This window comes from Micromonospora sp. NPDC005254 (assembly GCF_042872525.1).
Classification (GTDB): Bacteria; Actinomycetota; Actinomycetes; order Mycobacteriales; family Micromonosporaceae; genus Micromonospora.
Map to the genome: position 1 here is coordinate 755,923 of NZ_JBIAKM010000001.1, position 20,398 is coordinate 776,320.

15 protein-coding genes are annotated in these 20,398 nt (G+C 74.2%); 11 read left to right on the forward strand and 4 right to left on the reverse strand.

What is annotated here, in order from left to right:
* The gene (locus ACFYPR_RS03655) at window positions 1-978 is read right to left on the reverse strand and encodes a GNAT family N-acetyltransferase (RefSeq protein WP_387258482.1); all 978 of its coding nucleotides are present in this window, start codon (window positions 976-978) and stop codon (window positions 1-3) included.
* Window positions 979-1,057: 79 nt separating this feature from the next.
* Between ACFYPR_RS03655 and fdxA the strand changes: the two genes are divergently transcribed.
* From fdxA to ACFYPR_RS03680, 5 genes are read left to right on the forward strand one after another with little or no spacing between them, the layout of a single operon-like run.
* Complete coding sequence (fdxA, locus tag ACFYPR_RS03660) at window positions 1,058-1,384, forward strand: ferredoxin (RefSeq protein WP_007464872.1); 327 nt, start codon at window positions 1,058-1,060, stop codon at window positions 1,382-1,384.
* On the forward strand, window positions 1,381-2,487 hold the full coding sequence (gene dapC, locus ACFYPR_RS03665; protein ID WP_355063796.1) for a succinyldiaminopimelate transaminase: 1,107 nt from the start codon (window positions 1,381-1,383) through the stop codon (window positions 2,485-2,487). Before fdxA ends, dapC begins: the two co-directional genes overlap by 4 nt.
* Before the next feature lie 16 nt (window positions 2,488-2,503).
* Window positions 2,504-3,532, forward strand: coding sequence for a prephenate dehydrogenase (locus ACFYPR_RS03670; protein ID WP_387258484.1), 1,029 nt, complete (start codon window positions 2,504-2,506; stop codon window positions 3,530-3,532).
* A 10-nt stretch (window positions 3,533-3,542) separates the two neighbouring features.
* Entirely contained in the window at window positions 3,543-4,193 is a 651-nt protein-coding gene (locus tag ACFYPR_RS03675) for an SIMPL domain-containing protein (RefSeq protein WP_387258486.1), read from the forward strand.
* The gene (locus ACFYPR_RS03680) at window positions 4,193-4,840 is read left to right on the forward strand and encodes a nucleoside/nucleotide kinase family protein (RefSeq protein ID WP_387258488.1); all 648 of its coding nucleotides are present in this window, start codon (window positions 4,193-4,195) and stop codon (window positions 4,838-4,840) included. Before ACFYPR_RS03675 ends, ACFYPR_RS03680 begins: the two co-directional genes overlap by 1 nt.
* Window positions 4,841-4,950: 110 nt before the next feature.
* Here the strand turns inward: ACFYPR_RS03680 and ACFYPR_RS03685 are convergent, their stop codons facing one another.
* Window positions 4,951-5,508, reverse strand: coding sequence for a sugar O-acetyltransferase (locus ACFYPR_RS03685; RefSeq protein WP_387258490.1), 558 nt, complete (start codon window positions 5,506-5,508; stop codon window positions 4,951-4,953).
* Between the two features lie 99 nt (window positions 5,509-5,607).
* Here ACFYPR_RS03685 and ACFYPR_RS03690 point away from each other — a divergent pair, with 99 nt between their 5' ends.
* Window positions 5,608-8,985 carry a S8 family serine peptidase gene (locus ACFYPR_RS03690; RefSeq protein WP_387258492.1) on the forward strand — a complete coding sequence of 1,126 codons (3,378 nt, stop codon included), beginning with the start codon at window positions 5,608-5,610 and terminating at the stop codon, window positions 8,983-8,985.
* A gap of 51 nt (window positions 8,986-9,036) precedes the next feature.
* Here ACFYPR_RS03690 and dapD read toward each other — a convergent pair whose 3' ends face one another.
* Window positions 9,037-9,996: a 2,3,4,5-tetrahydropyridine-2,6-dicarboxylate N-succinyltransferase gene (gene dapD, locus ACFYPR_RS03695; protein WP_355138138.1), complete on the reverse strand. Its 960-nt coding sequence runs from the start codon at window positions 9,994-9,996 to the stop codon at window positions 9,037-9,039.
* A gap of 78 nt (window positions 9,997-10,074) precedes the next feature.
* On the opposite strand from dapD, the gene dapE reads away from it, so the two are divergent.
* Window positions 10,075-11,148 carry a succinyl-diaminopimelate desuccinylase gene (gene dapE, locus ACFYPR_RS03700; protein ID WP_354861507.1) on the forward strand — a complete coding sequence of 358 codons (1,074 nt, stop codon included), beginning with the start codon at window positions 10,075-10,077 and terminating at the stop codon, window positions 11,146-11,148.
* A gap of 62 nt (window positions 11,149-11,210) precedes the next feature.
* On the opposite strand, the gene ACFYPR_RS03705 is transcribed toward dapE, so the two are convergent.
* Entirely contained in the window at window positions 11,211-11,381 is a 171-nt protein-coding gene (locus tag ACFYPR_RS03705) for a hypothetical protein (protein ID WP_354861505.1), read from the reverse strand.
* Between the two features lie 154 nt (window positions 11,382-11,535).
* Here ACFYPR_RS03705 and ACFYPR_RS03710 point away from each other — a divergent pair, with 154 nt between their 5' ends.
* The 4 genes from ACFYPR_RS03710 (at window position 11,536) to ACFYPR_RS03725 (ending at window position 20,183) form a co-directional block, all read left to right on the forward strand.
* Entirely contained in the window at window positions 11,536-12,399 is an 864-nt protein-coding gene (locus ACFYPR_RS03710) for a TIGR00730 family Rossman fold protein (protein ID WP_354861504.1), read from the forward strand.
* Entirely contained in the window at window positions 12,399-12,944 is a 546-nt protein-coding gene (locus ACFYPR_RS03715) for a TIGR00730 family Rossman fold protein (RefSeq protein WP_387258495.1), read from the forward strand. The genes ACFYPR_RS03710 and ACFYPR_RS03715 overlap by 1 nt, the downstream gene beginning before the upstream one ends.
* A gap of 124 nt (window positions 12,945-13,068) precedes the next feature.
* Window positions 13,069-16,716, forward strand: coding sequence for an ATP-dependent helicase (locus ACFYPR_RS03720; RefSeq protein ID WP_387258496.1), 3,648 nt, complete (start codon window positions 13,069-13,071; stop codon window positions 16,714-16,716).
* On the forward strand, window positions 16,713-20,183 hold the full coding sequence (locus tag ACFYPR_RS03725) for an ATP-dependent helicase (RefSeq protein WP_387258498.1): 3,471 nt from the start codon (window positions 16,713-16,715) through the stop codon (window positions 20,181-20,183). The genes ACFYPR_RS03720 and ACFYPR_RS03725 overlap by 4 nt, the downstream gene beginning before the upstream one ends.
* The last annotated feature ends 215 nt before the right edge of the window (window positions 20,184-20,398 follow it).

The window sequence follows — 20,398 nt, forward strand, 5'->3', positions numbered from 1 at the left end:
TCAGCGCGGGGCCACCCGGGTCAGGTAGGTGTGGTGGGTGGTGAAGCCGAGCGTCCGGTAGAGCGCCACCGCCGCGGCGTTGTGCTGCTCCACCTGGAGGAACGCGTGTGTCGCTCCGGCCGTGGCGCCCCACGCGACCAGCGTGTCGATCACGCGCCGGGCCAGCCCCTGCCGACGTGACGCCGGCAGCACCTCGATGAGGCTGAGCCCCAACCAACGCCCCGCACCGGTCACCGCGCCCCGCCCGATCGCCACCAGCGTGCCGTCGACGTACGCGTGGACGAAGCGGACCTGGTCCACGGCGGTGAGCACGTGGCGTGCGGCCTCCGGCAGGCCGCCCTTGCGACCGGCGGCGACGGCCAGCCACTCGTCGCTCGGCGCGGTCGTCACCTCGATGACCGCGCCCTGTGGCCCGCCGGCCTCGGCGGCCGGGCCGCCGTGGGCGGGCGTCGCCAGGGGCAGCGGCGCGGTCTGTACGAGTGTCGGTGGGCGGCTGTCCCAGCCGCGCTCGTCCAGCTCGGCGCCGACCGGCGCGGCGAGCGGCAACGGCGTGTTGATCATCGCGGGCTGACCCTGGTCGACGTACCAGCGCTCGACCGCGTCCACCGCGGCCGCCAGCGGTCGGTCCGGATCGCCGATCGGCAGTGCCGAGTTGGCCCGGCCGGTCCACCCCTCGGCCGAGCGCAGCAGCCAGTCGCCGAGCCGGCCGCGCGTCGGCGCCGGCCAGGCCTCGTCGGCGGCCCGTTCGAGCGCCACCACCGCCGCGGCGGTCGGCCGGCGGGTCGGCGGCACCCGCTTGGCCCGGTGCACCTGCGCCACCGGTACCCGCAGCGGGCCCTGCGCCGTGGCGAGGGTGAGATGAGTCTCGCTCAACTCCACCAGCTCGCCGAGGGCATCGGAAAACAGCGGGCGGCCTTCGCGAATCCCCACAATCCGGCGGACCACGATCCGGTGTCCCACATCCTGCTGTCGGAGCACGATCGACCCCCTCCCCGGCGAGATACTAGGCTCTTACCGTCGCGGGAGATCGCGGCGCGTCTTGCGGAGGAGAAGACCGGTGACCTACATCATCGCCGAGCCGTGCGTGGATGTGCTCGACAAGGCATGCATCGAGGAATGCCCGGTCGACTGCATTTACGAGGGCAACCGGATGCTCTACATCCACCCCGACGAGTGCGTCGACTGTGGTGCCTGTGAGCCTGTCTGCCCGGTGGAGGCGATCTTCTACGAGGACGACGTCCCGGAGCAGTGGAAGGACTACACCGGCGCGAACTACGAGTTCTTCGAGGACCTGGGCTCGCCCGGGGGCGCCTCGAAGATCGGCAAGGTGGAGAAGGACGCCACCTTCGTCGCCGCGCAGCCGCCGCGCGGCGAGGGCCACTGAACCGGCCCGCGCCGGTCTCGGCACGGCTGCCCGAGTTCACCTGGGACACCCTGGACGCCGCGGCCACGCTGGCCGCGGCGCATCCGGAGGGCCTGATCAACCTCTCCATGGGCACGCCGGTCGACCCGGTTCCGGCGGTGATCCGTCAGGCGTTGGCGGACGCGTCCGACGCCCCGGGTTACCCGCTGACCGCCGGCACCCCGGCCCTGCGCGACGCGATCGCGGCGTGGGTCGCCCGGGCCTGTGGAGCTGGCGTCGACGGTCTCGGCGTCCTGCCGACCATCGGCTCCAAGGAGCTGGTCGCCTGGCTGCCCACCCTGCTCGGCATCGGCCCCGGCGACGTGGTGGTCGTGCCGTCGATCGCGTACCCCACCTACGAGGACGGGGCCCGGCTGGCCGGCGCCACCGTGGTCCGCGCCGACTCGCTCACCGCGGTCGGGCCGACCTCGCGCGTCCGGCTGGTGTGGGTCAACTCGCCCGGTAACCCGACCGGGCGGGTGCTGCCCGCGGCGCACCTGCGCAAGGTCGTCGACTGGGCCCGGGAACGCGGCGCGGTGGTCGCCAGCGACGAGTGCTACCTGCCGCTGGGCTGGTCGGCCGAGCCGGTCTCGGTGCTGTCCCCGCAGGTCTGCGGCGGCGACTACACCGGAGTGCTCGCCGTGCACTCGCTCTCCAAGCGGTCCAACCTCGCCGGCTACCGGGCCGGGTTCGTGGCCGGCGATCCGGCTCTCGTCGCCGAGCTGTTGAAGGTCCGCAAGCACGCCGGCATGATCGTGCCCGCGCCGGTGCAGGCCGCGATGGTGGCCGCCCTTCAGGACGAGCGGCACGCCGCCGAGCAGCGGGAGCGCTACCGCGCCCGGCGCGAGGTGCTGACCGCCGCGTTCACCGGCGCCGGCTTCACGGTCGAGCACTCGGAGGCGGGCCTCTACCTCTGGCTCACCCGCGACGAGGACTGCTGGCAGACGGTCGACTGGCTGGCCCGGCGCGGCATCCTGGTCGCGGCCGGTGTCTTCTACGGCCCCTCCGCGCAGCGGTACGTCCGGGTGGCGCTGACCGAGTCCGACGAGCACGTCGCAGCGGTCGCCGGCCGGCTGCGGGCCTGACCCCGGGCGGCCGGCGATGACCGACGGCGGCACCGGACGGTACGCCAACGTCCGGGCGGCAGTGCTCGGCACCGGCCTGATCGGTGGTTCGCTGCTGCTGCGCCTCGCCGACGCCGGCCTCGACGTGACCGGCTGGGATCCCGACCCGGTGACGCGGGAACAGGCCCGCTCGCGCGGCGTGTCGGCCCCGGCCACGATCGAGCAGGCCGTCGCCGGCCGGGACGTGGTCTTCCTCTGCGGTCCGCTGCCCACCCTGCCCCGGACTCTGGCCCAGGTGGCCGACCTGACCGCGCCGGGTTGTGTGCTGACCGACGTCGGCAGCACCAAGGTCGAGGTGGCTGCGGCCGCCGACCGGCTGGGGCTCACCGACCGTTTCGTACCCGGGCACCCGATGGCGGGCGCGGAGTCCGCCGGCCTGACGGCGGCCTCCCCGACGCTGCTCACCGGTGCCGCCTGGGTGCTCTGCCCGGCGACGGGTGTCGCGACGGTCGCCTTCCGCTGGCTGACCGGGCTGCTGGTGGAGCTGTTCGGTGCCCGCGTGGTGCCGATGTCCGCGCCGGCGCACGACTCGGTGGCCGCGCTCGCGTCGCACGTGCCGCACCTGTTGGCCGGCGCGTTGGCCGGGGCGGTGCAGCGGTCGCCGCTGCGCGACGCCGTGCTGGCGCTGGCCGCGGGCAGCTTCTCCGACGGCACCCGGGTCGCCGGCACACCTGCCGAGCGGACGGCGAACATGCTGCTCGGCAACCGCGAACGGGTCCTGCACGAGCTGGACGAGGTTCGGGTGCTGCTGGACGAGTTGGCCGGCGCGCTGCGTGCTGGCGACGCGTCGGCGCTCGCCGCCGGGTACGCGCAGGCCGGCGCGGCGCGGTCGGCGTTGCGGGGCCGCCGGTTCGCGCCGGCGGACCGCGAGTTCCCGGCCGACGGCGACCATGCCGTCGAGGTGGCCTGGCTGCGCGGGCTGGGCGACGCCGGTGGCCACCTGACGGGATGCCGGATCGGCCCGGACGCCGTCTCCTACCCGGCGTGGCTGCCGGTGGCTGACTAGGCTGGCAGGCATGGCGACGGACGGCCCGGTTGTGCAGGTGCGCGGCGAGGCGACCCGGGAGGTGCCGCCCGAGTTGGCGCGGTTCGCGGTCACCGTGACGGCCCGCGGTCGGGATCGGGAGGCGACGCTGACGCAGCTCGCCGGGCGGGCCGCCGCCGTCCGGGTGCTGCTGGACGGCGCCGAGCCGGCGGTGGCCCGACGGGAGGCCGGCGACCTGTGGGTCCGGCCGCAGACCAAGCGCTCGGGTGAGCGCGTCGTGGGCTGGCTCGGCAGCGTCACCACGACGGTCACCGTCACTGATTTCACCGCTCTGGGTGAGCTGATGCTCCGGCTGGCCGACCAGGACCAGGTCGAGGTGGCCGGCCCCTGGTGGGAGCTGCGCCCGGACAGCCCCGCGCACCGCGAGGCGCGGCACGCCGCGATCGGCGACGCACTGCTGCGCGCCCGGGAGTACGCCGAGGCCCTCGGCGCCCGCGTCACCGCGCTGATCGAGCTGGCCGACGCGGGTCCGGGGGACCGGCCGATGTTCGCCCGCGCGGCCTTCGACGTCGGGGGCGGCGCCGGCGGTGGGGCGCCCGAGCTGGAGCTGGACCCGCGGCCGCAGACCGTGCAGGCGGCGGTGCAGGCCCGGTTCACGATCAGCGATCCGGTGCTGGGCTGATGCCATCGGCCCGGGTGCTGGCCGTCGAGGAGCTGGTGGCGCGGGCGCGGTCACTGGCCGACGCCGGCCCGCGGCAACTGCTCGGCATCACCGGGGCGCCCGGCGCCGGCAAGTCCACCCTGGCCGAGCGGATCGTCGCCGAGGTCGGGCCGAGTGCCCGGCTGGTGCCGATGGACGGCTTCCACCTGGCCCAGTCGCAGCTGGTCCGGTTGGGCCGCGCCGACCGCAAGGGCGCGATCGACACCTTCGACGCCAACGGGTACGTCTCACTGCTGCGCCGGTTGCGCCGGCTGGAGCCGACCTCGGTCTACGCGCCGGAGTTCCGCCGTGAGATCGAGGAGCCGGTGGCCGGGGCGATCGAGGTGCCGCCGTCGGTCCGCTTGGTGGTCACCGAGGGCAACTACCTGCTGGTGCCGGACTTTCCGTGGCAGGAGGTCCGGACGCTGCTGCACGAGGTGTGGTTCCTCGACCTGGACGTCGAGCTGCGCCAGCGCCGGTTGACCGCTCGGCACGAGGCGTACGGGCGGTCACCGGAGCAGGCACGGGCCTGGGCGTTGGGCAGCGACGAGGCCAACGCGGCGCGCGTCACCCCCACGGCCGACCGGGCCGACCTGGTGATCCGCCTGCCCGACCCGCCGGTGGCCTGAGCGAGACCGCCGTCAGCCCAGATCCGGGTTGCCTCGCGAGGGGACGTACTTCGGGATGCGGTTGAACCGGTTGGCGATGTCGCCGTCGACCCCGTCGCCCTGCTGTTCTCCTAGTCGAGTTCGCGGACGGGTCGGGCCGGGTTGCCGACCGCGACCACGTTGGCGGGTAGGTCGCGGGTCACCACCGCTCCGGCGCCGACGACTGTGTTCGCGCCGATCGTCACTCCCGCGAGCACGATCGCGCCGCCGCCGAGCCACACATTGTCGCCGATGGTGATCGGTTTGGCGGCCTCCCACTTGTCGCGGCGCGGGCAGGGTTCCACCGGGTGGGTCGGCGTGAGGAGCTGCACGTTCGGTCCGACCTGGACGTCCGCGCCGATGGTGATCGCCGCGACGTCGAGGAAGACCGCGTTGTAGTTGACGAAGCTGCGGGGCCCGATCCGGATCTGCCAGCCGTAGTCGCAGTAGAACGGTGGACGGATCCAGGTGCCGTCGCCCAGCTCGCCGAGCAGGTCGCGCAGCACCGCGAGCCGCGCCGCCGGATCCGCCGCGAGGCTGGTGTTGAAGCGTTCCAGCAACCGGGCGGCCCGGTCCAGATCGGCGATGAGCTCGGGATCGTCGGCGAGGTAGGGCTCACCCGCGAGCATCTTGTCCTTCATGGAGGTCACCCGGTCGATGATGCCCCGCTGACCTGCCATCAGTTGGCAGGTCCGTTATATTTTAGCCCTCTTTTATGCATACTCGGTATGTAATACTGGCGATGGTCAATGCGTCTCTTCTGGTTACCACGCTCCATCAAGGAGGATCCGTTGCATCGACGCAGCAGAACGATCGCCGCCATCGCCGCCGCAGCCCTCGTGCTGGGCACTCCGGTGATCGCCGCGGCCCAACCACCCGCCAGCACCACCACGGCCACCAGCGCCACCACCAGCGCCACCATCGGCGCCGCCCCGCGCGCCGCGTCCACGACCACCGTCACCCTGCTCACCGGAGACCGGGTCAGCGTCACCGACTCCGGGTCCGCCTCCGTGCGCCCCGGTCCGGGGCGTACGCACCAGCGGTTCGTCACCACCCGCGACCGTGGCCACCTCACGGTGCTGCCGCAGGACGCCCTGCCCCTGGTTCGTGCCGGCCGGGTCGACCGGCGGTTGTTCGACGTGACCGGGCTGATCGCCGCCGGCTACGACGACGCGCGCCGGAACGACCTGCCGGTGCTGGTCGCCGCCGACGCGGGCGCCCGGAAGCGCGCCGCGGCGCCCGCCGGCCTGACCGTCACGGCGGAGTTGCCGGCCATCGGCGGGTTCGCCGCGACCGCCGACAAGCAGCAGGCCACCACGGTCTGGGCGGCGCTCACCGGCGCCGGTGCCCGGGTCGGCACGGCGGGGGGTGCCGACCGGATCTGGCTCGATGGTCGTCGGCAGGTCACCCTCGACCACAGCGTGCCGCAGATCGGTGCCCCGGCCGCCTACGCGGCCGGCTTCACCGGCCGGGGTGTCCGCGTGGCGGTGCTGGACACCGGGATCGATGCCAGCCACCCCGACCTGAGCGGTCGGATCGCCGAGGCACGGAACTTCACCGAGGCCGCCGACACCGACGACACGGTCGGCCACGGCACGCACGTCGCCTCGATCATCGCGGGCAGTGGCGCCGCCTCCGGTGGCAAGTACCACGGTGTCGCCCCGGACGCCACGCTGCTCAACGGCAAGGTCTGCGAGGAGCAGGGCTGCATGGACTCGGCGATCCTGGCCGGGATGCAGTGGGCGGCCGTCGACCAGCACGCCGACGTGATCAACATGAGCCTGGGCGGCACCGACACACCCGACGTCGACCCGTTGGAGGCGGCGGTCGAGTCACTGACCGCGCAGACCGGCGCGCTCTTCGTCCTCTCCGCCGGCAACGACGGCACGGACGGCTCGGTCGGCTCGCCGGGCAGCGCCGAAGCGGCGCTCACCGTCGGCGCGGTGGACCGCGACGACGCGCTGGCCGACTTCTCCAGCCGTGGCCCCCGGGTGGGCGACGGCGGACTGAAGCCGGACCTGACCGCCCCGGGGGTCGACATCGTCGCCGCCCGTGCCAAGGGCGCGCAGATCGGCGAGCCGGTGGGGGAGGGATACCTCGCGCTCTCCGGCACCTCGATGGCCGCGCCGCACGTCACCGGCGCGGTGGCGCTGCTCGCCCAGCAGCACACGGGTTGGGCGGCGGCCCAGCTCAAGGCGGCCCTGATGGCCTCGGCGAAGCCGCACCCGGAGCAGACCGCCTTTCAGCAGGGAGCCGGCCGGGTCGACGTGGCCCGCGCGATCACCCAGCGGGTGACCAGCACCCCGGTCAGCGTCTCCTTCGGTCAGCCGGCCTGGCCGCACGACGACGACACCCCGGTCGCCCGGCAGGTCGACTGGCACAACGACGGCCCGGCCCCACTCACCCTTGACCTGACCCTGGAGGTGACCGGCCCGGACGGCCAACCGGCTCCGGCCGGCATGTTCTCCCTCGGGGCGGGTCAGGTCACCGTGCCCGCCGGCGGCACCGCGGGCACCACGGTCACCGTGGACACCCGGATCGGCACGGACGGCTACTGGACCGGCCGCATCGTGGCCCGCTCCGGCACCGCGGTGGCGGTCACCCCGGTCGCGGTGAACCGGGAGGTGGACAGCTATCAGCTCACCGTCCGGCACCTCGACGACAGCGGCGCGCCCGCCGAGGGGTTCATCACCACGCTGATCCGGCTGGACACCCTCGACAGCCGCGACCTGTACGACCCGGACGGCAGCGTCGAGGTCCGCGTACCCAAGGGCCGCTACGCGGTGGCCAGCATCGTCTTCAGCGGGGACGTCGGCACGGCCCAACTGGTCCAGCCGGAGCTGGTGTTCGACGGTGACACCACAGTCACCGTCGACGCCCGCAGGGCACGGCCGGTGCGGACGACCATCCCGGAGCGGACCGCCGTCCCGGATCTGGTGGACATCGGCGCGAACTTCCTCACCGAGGACGGCGGCTCGTACGGCTTCGGTCTGCTCGGGTTTGACTTCACCGGGCTGGCCACCGGGCACCTCGGTCGGGTGGTCTCCGGCGCACGGTTCTTCGGCACGGTGAGCAGCCAGTGGCGCAAGCCGGAGGTGGCCAGCAGCCCCTACCTGTACGCGCTCAGCGAGAAGTTCCCCGGCCGCATGCCGACCGGCTTCGACAAGACCTACCGCGCTCGGGACCTGGCCACGGTCACCCACGAGTTCCGGGGCGGCTATCCCGGCATGGTCTCCGAGCGGGTGGTCTTCCCGCACCTCGAACCGGACCTGGGCGGCTGGGCGACGGTCCTGCCCACTGCGGTGCCCGGGCACCGCGTCGAGCACTACAACACCAACGGGCTGCGCTGGTCCTCCGAGCTGACGTTCGGCGTGCCCACGGAGGAGGGGTGGCTCGACACCAAGGCGGTGCTGGAGGCCGAACCGAAGGCGTACCGGGCGGGCCGGCACGTCAGGGAGACCTGGAACAGCGCGCCGTACGGGCCGTCCTTCCCCGCGCCGCGCTGGCCGGGCCAGGGCGTCACCCGCCTCGGTGACGAGATCCTGGTGAACCTCCCGCTGCACGGCGACGCCGACGGCCACGCCGGCCGGTCGATCACGGACGCCGGCCGAACCGCCCTGTACCGCAACGGCGTCCTGGTCGACGAGCTGACCGAGCCGGGGTACGGCCAGTTCACGGTGCCGCCCGGCGTCGCGGACTACCGGCTGGAGGTGTCGACGAAGCGCAGCTTCACCGACCTGAGCACCGAGGTCGGGGCGGCGTGGACGTTCCGGTCCGGGCACGTGCCCGGCGACGACTACCGGCCACTGCCGGTGTCGGCGATCCGGTTCACGCCTCAGCTGGACCGGAACAACGCCGCCGCGGCCGGCCGGAGCCTGGTCATCCCGGTGCAGGTGCAGCCACAGCCCGGTGCCCCCGGATCGCGCGTGACCGGGCTGCGGGTGGACGTCTCCTACGACGGCGGTCGGACCTGGCGACCCGCCCGGGTCCGGCACGGCGGCCACGGCTGGACGGCCACCGTCCGGCATCCGGCGGCACCCGGCCACGTGTCCCTGCGGGCCACCGCTCGGGACGCCGCCGGCAACACGGTGACCGAACGGATCATCCAGGCGTACCGGTTGCGCTGAGGCGTACCCCCGTCGGGTCCGCGGTCGAGCGCCGCGGACCCGGCGGGGCCGTCAGTCGTTGGCGTGCAGGGCGGCGTTCAGTTCGATGCCCCGGCCGGTGCGCGGGCGGGCCTCCAGCGCGCCCGTCACCGAGTTGCGCCAGAACAGCAGGCCGTCGACGCCGGACAGCTCCCGGGCCTTGACCACGCGGCCGTCCGGGAGGGTGATCTTCGACGCGGCGGTGATGTAGCAGCCGGCCTCGACCACGCAGTCGTCGCCGAGCGAGATCCCGACGCCGGCGTTCGCGCCGACCAGGCTGCGCTCGCCGATGCTGACCTTCTCGGTGCCGCCACCGGAGAGGGTGCCCATGATCGAGGCGCCACCGCCGATGTCGGAGCCGTCGCCGACCAGCACGCCCTGCACGATCCGCCCCTCGACCATCGAGGTGCCCGCGGTGCCGGCGTTGAAGTTGACGAAGCCCTCGTGCATCACTGTGGTGCCGGCGGCCAGGTGGGCACCGAGCCGGACCCGGTCCGCGTCGGCGATCCGCACACCGGAGGGCACCACGTAGTCGGTCATCCGGGGGAACTTGTCCACCCCGTACACCGACAGGTGGCGACCCGCCGCCCGCTCGATCACCCGCAGCTCGTCCACCCGCTCCGGCGGGCACGGTCCGGCGGACGTCCAGGCCACGTTGGCGAGCTTGCCAAAGATGCCGTCGAGGTTGATCTGGTTGGGCCGCACCAGGCGGTGGGAGAGCAGGTGCAACCGGAGGTACGCGTCGGAGGCGTCCTTGATCGGGTCGTCCAGCGAGCCGATCACGGTGACCACCTGGACGGTACGCAGACCGGGCAGCGACCGGTCGCCCAGCGCGCCCGGCGGCAGGTCCAGCACGTCCGACTCGCCCTCGCCGGCGACCAGCGGCAGCTCACCCAGGCCCAGCTTGCCGGTCGGATACCAGGTGTCGAGCACCTGCCCGTCGGCGGTGACGGTGGCCAGGCCGATGCCCCAGGCGGAATCTGCGGACGTCACTGTTGCACCTCTCGGTCGCGGCCAGGCCGGCCTCGGCTCGCTCCTCGCGCTGACAGACCTGAAGGTACCGTGCGATCCATGCAGAACCCGCTGACCCCCGAGGTCCTCGCCGATCCGGTGCAGCTGACCCGCGTACTGGTCGACATAGAGTCCGTGTCCCTCAACGAGAAGGCGATCGCCGACTTCGTCGAGGAGGTGCTGCGGGGCGTACCGCACCTGTCCACGCACCGACACGGCAACACCGTGATGGCCCGCACCGACCTCGGCCGGTCGCAGCGCGTCGTGCTCGCCGGTCACCTGGACACCGTGCCGCTGAACAACAACTTCCCGTCGACCATGCGCGGCGACCTGATGTACGGCTGCGGAACCTCCGACATGAAGTCCGGCGTCGCGTACGCCCTGCACCTGGCCGTGACGCTGCCCGACCCGCGCTACGACGTGACGTACCTCTTCTACGAGGCCGAGGAGATCGAGTCGCGCTACAACGGGCTCAACCTCGTCGCCCAGGCGTTCCCGGAGTGGCTGGAGGCGGACTTCGCGGTGCTGCTGGAGCCGACGTACGGCATCGTCGAGGCGGGCTGCCAGGGCACCATGCGGTCGGTGGTCACCACGACCGGCGTCCGCGCCCACTCGGCGCGCTCCTGGCACGGCGTGAACGCGATCCACGCTGCCGGTGAGGTGCTGCGCCGTCTCCAGACGTACGAGGCACGCCGGGTCACCATCGACGGCTGCGACTACCGCGAGGGCATGAACGCGGTACGGATCAACGGTGGCGTGGCCGGCAACGTGGTCCCGGACCACTGCGAGATCGAGGTCAACTACCGGTTCGCCCCGGACCGCACCCCCGCCGAGGCGGAGGCGCACCTGCGTGAGGTGTTCGCCGGCTTCGAGGTGCGGGTGACCGACACCGCTGCGGGTGCCGCCCCGGGGCTGGAGGCGGCCCCGGCGAAGGAGTTCCTGGCCGCGGTCGGCGCCGCGCCGATCGGCAAGCTGGGCTGGACGGACGTGGCCCGGTTCGCGGCCATGGGGATCCCCGCGCTGAACTTCGGCCCGGGCGACCCGAACCTCGCCCACCACCCCGACGAGCACGTCGAGATCAGCAAGATCCGTGACGGCGCGGCGACGCTGCACCGCTGGCTCGCCCCGGCCTGACCTGGTCGGGCCCGTTCCGGGCTGGCCGGTCGGCCCTGTTTCCGGCGATCAAGAGGTTCGCGTCAGCCTGGCCCGTTGTCGGCGGCGCGAACCTCTTGATCGGCTCCGGATCCGGTGGCGGCGGGCGACAGGGCGGGGTCGAGGTCACGGGCGCGGCGGCGCTCGGCCACCACGTCGTGGATCCGTCGCTGCATCAGTCGACGGATCCGGATCATCTCGCTGTTGCTGATCACGCTGTCTCCTCCCCCGAAGGCGCGCGCCCGGGCATACCCGGTATGTGAATAGTAAGACGTACGGGGAAGCCAAATAGTTGCCCATGATCGCGAACTATTTCTCGGCGTCCGCGCCCCGCACACCCGGCGTGTGCGGCTCCACTACGGTTGCTTCATGAGCCAGAACAACGGGCGGGAGGCCGGCCGCGGCCCGGGGCAGGAGCGGCACCGGGGCGCCGTCACGCTGCGCCGGGGGGCGATCCCGAGCAGCACCGCCGACCAGCGGCTGCTGGACTCGCGCGGGCGCGAAGACTGGAAGACCAGGGACGCCTGGCGGGCACTGCGCATCCTCTCCGAGTTCGTCGAGGGCTTCGACACCCTCGCCGACCTGCCGCCGGCGGTCAGCGTCTTCGGTTCGGCCCGCAGCGGCCCGGACACGGCCGAGTGCCGGCTGGCCGAGGAGATGGGCGGCGCGCTCGCGCGGGCCGGTTACGCGGTGATCACCGGGGGTGGCCCGGGAGTGATGGAGGCCGCCAACCGGGGCGCCACCGAGGCCGGCGGGCTCTCCGTCGGGCTCGGCATCGAGCTGCCGTTCGAGCAGGGCATCAACGACTGGGTCGACCTGGCCATCGACTTCCGCTACTTCTTCGCCCGCAAGACCATGTTCGTCAAGTACGCGCAGGCGTTCGTGGTGCTCCCCGGCGGGTTCGGCACCATGGACGAGCTGTTCGAGGCGCTCACCCTGGTGCAGACCGGCAAGGTCACCCGGTTCCCGGTCGTGCTGATGGGGGTCGCCTACTGGCAGGGGCTGCTCGACTGGCTGCGCGACACGATGGCCGCCAGCGGCAAGATCGGCCCGGTCGACCTGGATCTGATCTGCCTCACCGACGACGTCAACGCGGCCGTCCGCCACATCGTCGAGGCCGAGGCGGCGCTCTCCGTCGAGCAGGAGGCGGTCCGCGACGAGGCGGTGGCGCGTACCGGCGCCGACCAGCAGGCCGCCGCCGAGCAGGCCCCCGACCGGCCTCGGGAGGGCTGATGGCGGCGGTCTGCGTCTTCTGCGCCTCGTCCCGCACCCTGGACCAACGCTGGCTCGACCTCGCCACGGAGACCGGCGCGGAGCTGGCCCGGCGCGGGCACACGCTGGTCAGCGGCGGTGGTTGCGTCGGCATGATGGGCGCGGTGGCCGACGGCGCGCGGGCCGCCGGCGGGTACACCGTGGGCGTCATCCCGCAGGCGCTCGTCGATCTGGAGGTCGCCGACCTGGCCTCGGACGAGCTGCTGGTGACCGACTCGATGGCCGACCGCAAGACCCTGATGATCGACAGGTCGGACGCGTTCCTCGCCCTGCCGGGCGGGCTGGGCACACTGGACGAGCTGTTCGAGGTCTGGACCACCGCCACCCTCGCCCTGCACACCAAGCCGATGGTGCTGATCGACGCCGACGGCTTCTACCGGCCCCTGCTCGACTGGCTCACCACCCTCACCGACCAGCACTTTCTCAAACCCGCCGGGCGCAACCTGCTGACCGTGGTCGCCACGGTCCCCGAAGCCCTGAAAGCACTGGAGTCCCACCTACCCTGACTCCGGGTCCCACCCGGTCGGTCATGAGGGTGGCGGCAGGGCCGTCGGCGTGTCGTGCCGCCACCTCCATGACCGGCGCGGGTGGGGTGGGGTTGGTGTCGTAGGGGGGTGATGGGATTTGGGGATGCAGGCGTACCGGTTGGTGCGGCGGCCCGGGGGGCCGGCGCGGGGGGACGGGGACGCGTCGGACGGCGGCGTCGCCGTGCCGAGTGGCGACGGTGCGGTCGCCGGTGAGGTCGAGGCCGCCGGCACACCCGGGCCGGCGAGCCTCCGCTGGCGTGTCGATCCCGTCCAGCAGGAGGTCGTCGCGCACACCGACGGGCCGATGCTGGTGCTCGGCGGTCCCGGCACCGGCAAGACCAGCACCCTCGTCGAGGCGGTCGCCGCCCGGGTCGCCGAGGGGGTCGATCCCGAGCGGATCCTGGTGCTGACCTTCGGTCGCCGCGGCGCCACCACGCTGCGCCAGCGCATCGAGGCCCGGGTCGCACAGGACGGCTACCGCGTGCTGCGCGAGCCGCTGGTGCGCACCTTCCCGGCGTACGCCTTCGGGCTGCTGCGCCGGGCCGCCGCCGAACGTGGCGAGCCGTCGCCCCGGCTACTCACCGGCCCCGAGCAGGATCTGATCATCCGCGAGCTGCTGGACGTGGTGGGCGAGGAGCCCGAGGACGACCCGGTCGGCTGGCCCACCGACCTGCGCCCGGCACTGCGGACCCGGGCCTTCGCCGGTCAGTTGCGCGACCTGCTCATGCGCGCCGCCGAGCGCGGGGTGGGTCCGGTCGACCTGGCCCGGCTGGGCGAGAAGCTCGGCCGCGCCGACTGGCCGGCCGCCGCCCGCTTCCTGCGGGAGTACGTCGCGGTGCTCGCGCTGCGCGACGTCAGCAACCGGGGCTCGATCGCGTACGACCCGGCCGAGCTGGTCCGGGCCGCCACCGGTCTGCTGCGCGACGACGAGGAGCTGCTGGCCGCCGAGCGCCGCCGCCTCGCCCACGTGTACGTCGACGAACTGGCCGACACCGACCCCGCCCAGCACGAACTGCTCTCGGTCATCGCCGGAGGGGGCAAGTCGCTCGTCGCGTTCGCCGACCCCGACTCCTCCACGTACGCCTTCCGTGGCGCGGACCCGGCCGGCGTGACCACGTTCGGGCACCGTTTCCGGACGGCCTCCGGCGCACCGGCCGCGCAGGTGCTGCTGAGCACGTCGTACCGGGCCGGCCCGGTCCTGCTCGCCACGATGGCCCGGCTGGGCCGCCGGCTGCGCGGTCCGATGGCGCACCGCCGGCTGCGCCCACTGCCGGACGCCCCGGCCGGTGTGGTCGAGGTGCACACGTTCCGGTCGGCGACCAGCGAGGCCGCCTGGCTGGCCCACGCGCTGCGCGCCGCGCACCTGCTCGACGGCGTCCCGTGGTCACGGATGGCGGTGCTGGTGCGATCGACGGCGTTGCAGTTGCCCACCCTGCAGCGCGCTCTGCACGCCGCTGGCGTCCCGACCGTGGTGCACGGCGAGGACCTGCCCCTGCACCTGCAACCCGCGGTGGCGCCGCTGCTGCTCCTGCTGCGCTGCGCACTGGAACCGGACCGGCTGGACGAGGAGGCGGCCGTCGCGCTGCTGCACTCGCCGCTGGGCGGGGCGGACCCGCTGGCCGAACGACGGCTGCGTCAGGGCCTGCGCGCCCTGGCGCTGGCCGGGGGCGACCGCCGTCCGTCCGGGGAGCTGATCGTCGAGGCGCTGCGCGATCCGACGGACCTGGCCGGCATCGACCGGCGGTGGGCGGAGCCGGCGCAGGCGGTGGCCGGGCTGCTCGCCACCGCCCGGGACGCCGCGGCCCAACCCGGCGCGACCGCCGAGACCGTGCTCTGGGAGGTCTGGGACGCCAGCGGGCTGGCCGAGCGCTGGGCCGGCGCGATCGCCCAGGGGCGGCCGGCGGCCGGCGAGGGCGACCTGGCCCGACGCCGGCGAGCCGAAGCTGCCGACCGGGACCTCGACGCCGTGCTGGTGCTCTTCGACGCGGCGGCCCGCTTCACCGACCGGCTGCCCGGCGCCCGCACCGAGGTCTTCCTCGACCACGTGCTCGCCCAGGACCTGCCGGCGGACACCATCGCGCCGACCGCCGACCGGGGCGCGGCGGTACGACTGCTCACCGCGCACGCCGCGAAGGGCCTGGAGTGGGACCTGGTCGCTATCGCCGGCGTGCAGGAGGGCATCTGGCCGGACCTGCGCCTGCGCGGCAGCCTGCTCGGCTCCGAACGGCTGGTCGACGTGCTGGCCGGCCGGTCCGTTGGCGGCGCCCGGGCGGCGACCGTGGTGGGCCAGACCTCGGCGCTGCTGGACGAGGAGCGCCGGCTCTTCCACGTCGCCATCAGCCGTGCCCGCCACCGTCTGCTGGTCAGCGCCGTGGCGTCGGCGGCGGTCGGCGGCGACGACCACGAGGAGCAGCCCAGCCGCTTCCTGCACGAACTGGGCCCGAGCACGCCGCCGAGCACGCCCGGCCCGCCGCCCGTGCCGCCGAGCACGCCCGGCCCGCGCACCGGCCCCCCGAGCGGCGGCCCCGCCGCCGGTTCACCGGACGACACCCCCTCCGCCGAGGCCGTGACAGGTGGCGGCGCGACCGGCGGCGTGACCGGTGACGGCGCGACCGGCGGCGGGACCGGTGGCGGCGTGGTCGGCAACGGCGGACCGGCTCGGGTGGCAGCCCCGGCGGCCGGGAACGACGGCGCTGAGGGCGCGGACGACGACGAGCCGGACCAGCCCGGCGCGCTGCCGGTCACCCGGCCGCCCCGGGCGCTCACCCTGCCGGCGCTGGTCGCCGAACTGCGTACCGCCATCACCGACCCGGCCGCACCGGCGGCCCGGCGGCGCGCCGCGGCGGCCGAGCTGGCGCGGCTCGCCGCCGCGGGTGTGCCCGGCGCGCACCCGGACGACTGGTGGGGGCTGCGGGCGCTCTCCGACGACCGGCCGCTGGTCGACGAGGGGGCGCCGGTGCGGGTCACCCCGTCGGCGATGGAGAGCGCGCTGCGGTGCAGCCTGCGCTGGCTCCTGGAACGGCACGGCGGCAGCGGTCCGACCAGCACCGCGCAGGGGGTGGGCAACCTGGTGCACGCCGCCGCGATGCTCGCCGAGGACGCCAGCGCCGACCGGGGCGCCCTGCTCGACTACGTGGCCGCCCGGTTCGACGCGATCGAGTTGGCCGCCCGATGGATGGCCGGCCCCGAGCGGGAGCGCGCCGAGGCGATGATCGACAAGCTGCTGCGCTGGCTCGCCACCAATCCGCGCCGGCTGCTCGCCATCGAACACGAGTTCGCGGTCCGCCTGGACGATCCGCAGCGACCGGTCGACCTGACCGGGCGGGTCGACCGGCTGGAGGTCGACGAGGCCGGCCGGCTGATGGTGATCGATCTCAAGACCGGCAAGTCGACCGCGGTGACCGGCTCCGAACTGGCCGAGCACCCGCAGCTCGGCGCGTACCAGGCGGCGGTGGAGGCGGGCGCGTTCACCGAGTTCGGCGACGAGTCCGGCGGCGCGGCGCTGGTGCAGCTCGGCACGTCCGCGAAGGATGCCCGGGAGCAGAATCAGCCGGCGGCGGGCGAGGGCCCGGCGGCCGGCTGGGCGACGGCGCTGGTCCGGCGGACCGCCGATACGATGGCAGCCGCCACGTTCGCCGCGGTGGCCAACTCGAAGTGCCGGGTCTGCCCGGTGCGCACCAGCTGCCCGGTCTCCGGGCAGGGGCGCCAGGTGGTCGAGCCGCCGACCGTCCGACGTCCGGAGAACCCATGACCCAGCCCACCCTGTTCGGCGCGGGCCCCGCGCCGACGCCCCGGCTGGCGGACTCCGGGCCCCGGTACACCCCGGTGGAGCTGGCCAAACTGCTGCGGCTCCCGGCGCCCACCCGGGAGCAGGCCGCGATCATCGCCGCTCCGGTGGAGCCGCTGCTGGTGGTGGCGGGGGCCGGGTCCGGCAAGACCGAGACGATGGCCGCGCGGGTGGTCTGGCTGGTGGCCAACTCGTACGTGCGCCCGGAGCAGATCCTCGGGCTGACCTTCACCCGTAAGGCCGCCGGCGAACTGGCCCACCGGGTCCGCACCCGGCTCGACCAGCTGATCCGCCGCCTCGGCCGGCAGGGTCGCGACCCGCTGGACGACCCGCTCGCCGGTGAGCCCACCGTCTCCACCTACCACTCGTACGCCGGGCGGATCGTCACCGAGCACGGTCTGCGGGCCGGCTACGAGCCGTCCACCCGACTGCTCACCGAGGCGTCCCGCTGGCAGTTGGTCGACCTGCTGGTGCGCAACTACGACGGTGACATGTCCGAGGTGGACCGGATGCCGAGCACCATCACCGACGCGGTGCTGGCGCTCGCCGGTGAGCTGGACGAGCACCTGGTCGCGCCGGACCAACTGGCCGCCTGGACCGGCCGGTTCTTCGCCGAGGTGCAGTCGCGGCCGGGCCGGGTGTACGCCGACGTGCGCAAGGCGCTCGCCCTGCAACAGACCCGGCTGCGCCTGCTGCCGCTGGTGCGGGCGTACGCCCGGCGCAAGCTGGACTTCGAGGCGATGGACTTCGCCGACCAGCTCGCCCGGGCGGCGCGGGTGGCCCGGGATCACCCCGGGGTTGGCGAGATCGAGCGGGACCGTTTCCGGGTGGTGCTGCTCGACGAGTACCAGGACACGAGCCACGCGCAGGTGGTGCTGCTCAACGCGCTGTTCGGTGGCGGGCACCCGGTGACGGCGGTGGGTGACCCGTGCCAGTCCATCTACGGCTGGCGGGGCGCCAGCGCGGGCACCCTCGACCGGTTCCCCACTGAGTTCGCCCGCGCCGACGGTCAGCCGGCCCCGGCGCTCGGGCTCACCACCAGCTGGCGTAACCGCCCGGAGATCCTCCGGGTGGCGAACGCCCTGTCCACGCCGTTGCGCGCGGCCGGCGCCCGGGTGCCGGAGCTGCGCTCCGCGCTGACCGTCCGCGACCCGATTCCGCACCGCAGCCCCGGCGGGGCCGCCGGTGGCACGGTGCACTGCGCGCTGCTGCCCACGTACGCCGACGAGGCGGCGTGGATCGCCGACAGTGTGCTCGCCGCCTGGCGCGGCGCGGCCCGGATGCCCGGCGCGGCGCCGGAGCACATCCCGGTGGCGCAGCGGCCGACGACCGCCGTGCTGGTCCGGGTCCGCAGCCAGATCCCGGCGATCGAGTCGGCGTTGCGCGAGCGCGGTCTGCCGGTGGAGGTGGTGGGCCTCGGCGGTCTGCTGGACACTCCCGAGGTCCGCGACGTGGTGTGCACCCTGCGCGTGCTGGCCGACCCGACCGACGGGGCCGCGCTGCTGCGGCTGCTCACCGGCGCCCGCTGGCGGATCGGGCCGCGTGACCTGGTGGCGCTGCACCGGCGGGCCCGGGCCATCGCCAACGCCCGACGCCAGGTGGCCGCCGACGACACCTCGGACATCACCCCCGACCTGCTGGACGAGGCGACCCTGGTGGAGGCGCTGGCCGACCTCGGCCCGGCGCAGGCGTACTCGGCGGAGGGGTTCGCGCGGCTGCGGGTGTACGGCATGGAGTTGGCGCTGTTGCGCTACCGCCTGGACCAGGCCCTGCCGGATCTGATCGCGGACATCGAGCGGACCATCGGCCTGGACGTGGAGGTCGCGGTGCGCGCCGGCCGCGACGGCGCCGGCGACGCCGGCCTGGCCCGGGGGCATCTGGACGCCCTGGGTGACGTGGCGGCCCGTTTCAGCGGAGAGACGCCCGGCGCGACGCTGTCCGGCTTCCTGTCCTACCTGGCCGCCGCCGAGGACGAGGAGCGCGGTCTCGCCCCGGGCGAGGTCGAGGTCGTGGAGGGCGCGGTGCAGGTGGTCACCGCGCACGCCGCGAAGGGTCTGGAGTGGGACGTGGTGGCGGTGGCCGGGCTGTGCCGTGGGTCGTGGCCCGGGCCGGTGCGCAACTCCGACCACTGGCTGGGCGGGCTCGGTGTGCTGCCGTTCCCGCTGCGCGGCGACGCCGACGGGTTGCCCGAGCTGGCGCTCGACGAGGCGGCCGACCAGCGGGCCGTGGCCCGGGCGGTGGCCGACTTCACCGACGCCTGGCGGGCCCACGACGAGCGGGAGGAGCGCCGCCTGACGTACGTGGCGGTCACTCGCCCGCGTCGGCTGCTGCTGTGCTCCGGGTACTGGTGGGGGGAGGGCACGAAGCGGCCGCGGGGTCCGTCGGTCTTCCTGCGCGAGGTGTACGACGCCTGCCTCGACGGCGGGCCGGGGCACGTGATCGACGTGTGGGCGCCGGAGCCGACGCCCGACGCGACGAACCCGACGGCCGAGGTGGTGCTCCGCGCGGAGTGGCCGGCCGACCCGCTGGGCGGTCGCCGGCCGGCGTTGGCCGAGGCGGCCGGGTTGGTGCGCCGCCTGATGGCCGACGGTCCGGCGGCGGTGCTCCCCGGGCCGGTGCTCCCCGGGCCGGTGCTCCCCGGGCCGGTGCTCCCCGGGCCGGTGCTCGCCGGGTCGGGAACGCCGATCGGGTCCGAAGCCGAGCCGGTCGAGCCGGTCGAGCCCGAGGTGGATCCGGAGGTGGCGCGCTGGCAGCGCGAGGCGGACCTGTTGTTGGCGGAGCGCGCCGAGCTGACCCGGCTCTCCGGTGCGGTCGAGGTGGCTCTGCCCGGGGCGCTGAGCGTCACCCAGCTGGTCGCGCTGCGGCGCGATCCGGCGGCGCTGGCCCGTACGCTGCGTCGCCCGGTGCCGACCGAGCCCAACCCGTACGCCCGCCGGGGTACCGCCTTCCACGCCTGGTTGGAGCAGCGCTTCGGCGCCGACCGCCTGCTGGACCTGGACGAGCTGCCGGGCGCGGCTGACGCCGACGCCGCACCCGACGAGGCTCTGGTCGAGCTTCAGGAGCGCTTCCTGGCCAGCGAGTGGGCCGACCGGTCGCCGGTGGAGGTGGAGGTGCCGTTCGCCACGGTGATCGCCGGAGTGGTGGTGCGGGGCCGGATGGACGCGGTCTTCGCCCGGCCGGGTGGCCGGTTCGACGTGGTCGACTGGAAGACCGGGGCGCAGCCCACCGGGCCGGCCGCCGAGGTGGCCGCCGTGCAGCTGGCCGTGTACCGGCTGGCCTGGGCGGAGCTGGCCGGCGTGCCGGTCGACCGGGTGGGCGCGGCGTTCCACTACGTCCGGCACGGGGTGACCGTCCGGCCCGCCGACCTGCTCGATGTGACTGGCCTCACAGCCTTGATCGCCCAGTTGCCCGAAGATTCCGCCCAAGCTTGACCATGACGGGGGAAGCTGTGGTAGCTTATCCGGGTTGCAGTTTTGGTTACCAGAGACTCTGTGTGCGCCTGGCGGGAATTGTGGCCCCAGGCGCTCTTTGTTGTGTCCGGAGTTCTCCGGGCGGGGCGACCAGAAGCGACAGGCGATTCGCGCATCCCCGCGCGGAGCGCTCCTCTTCGGGCACACAACAAGTGTGTGTCCGACGTTCCGTCAAG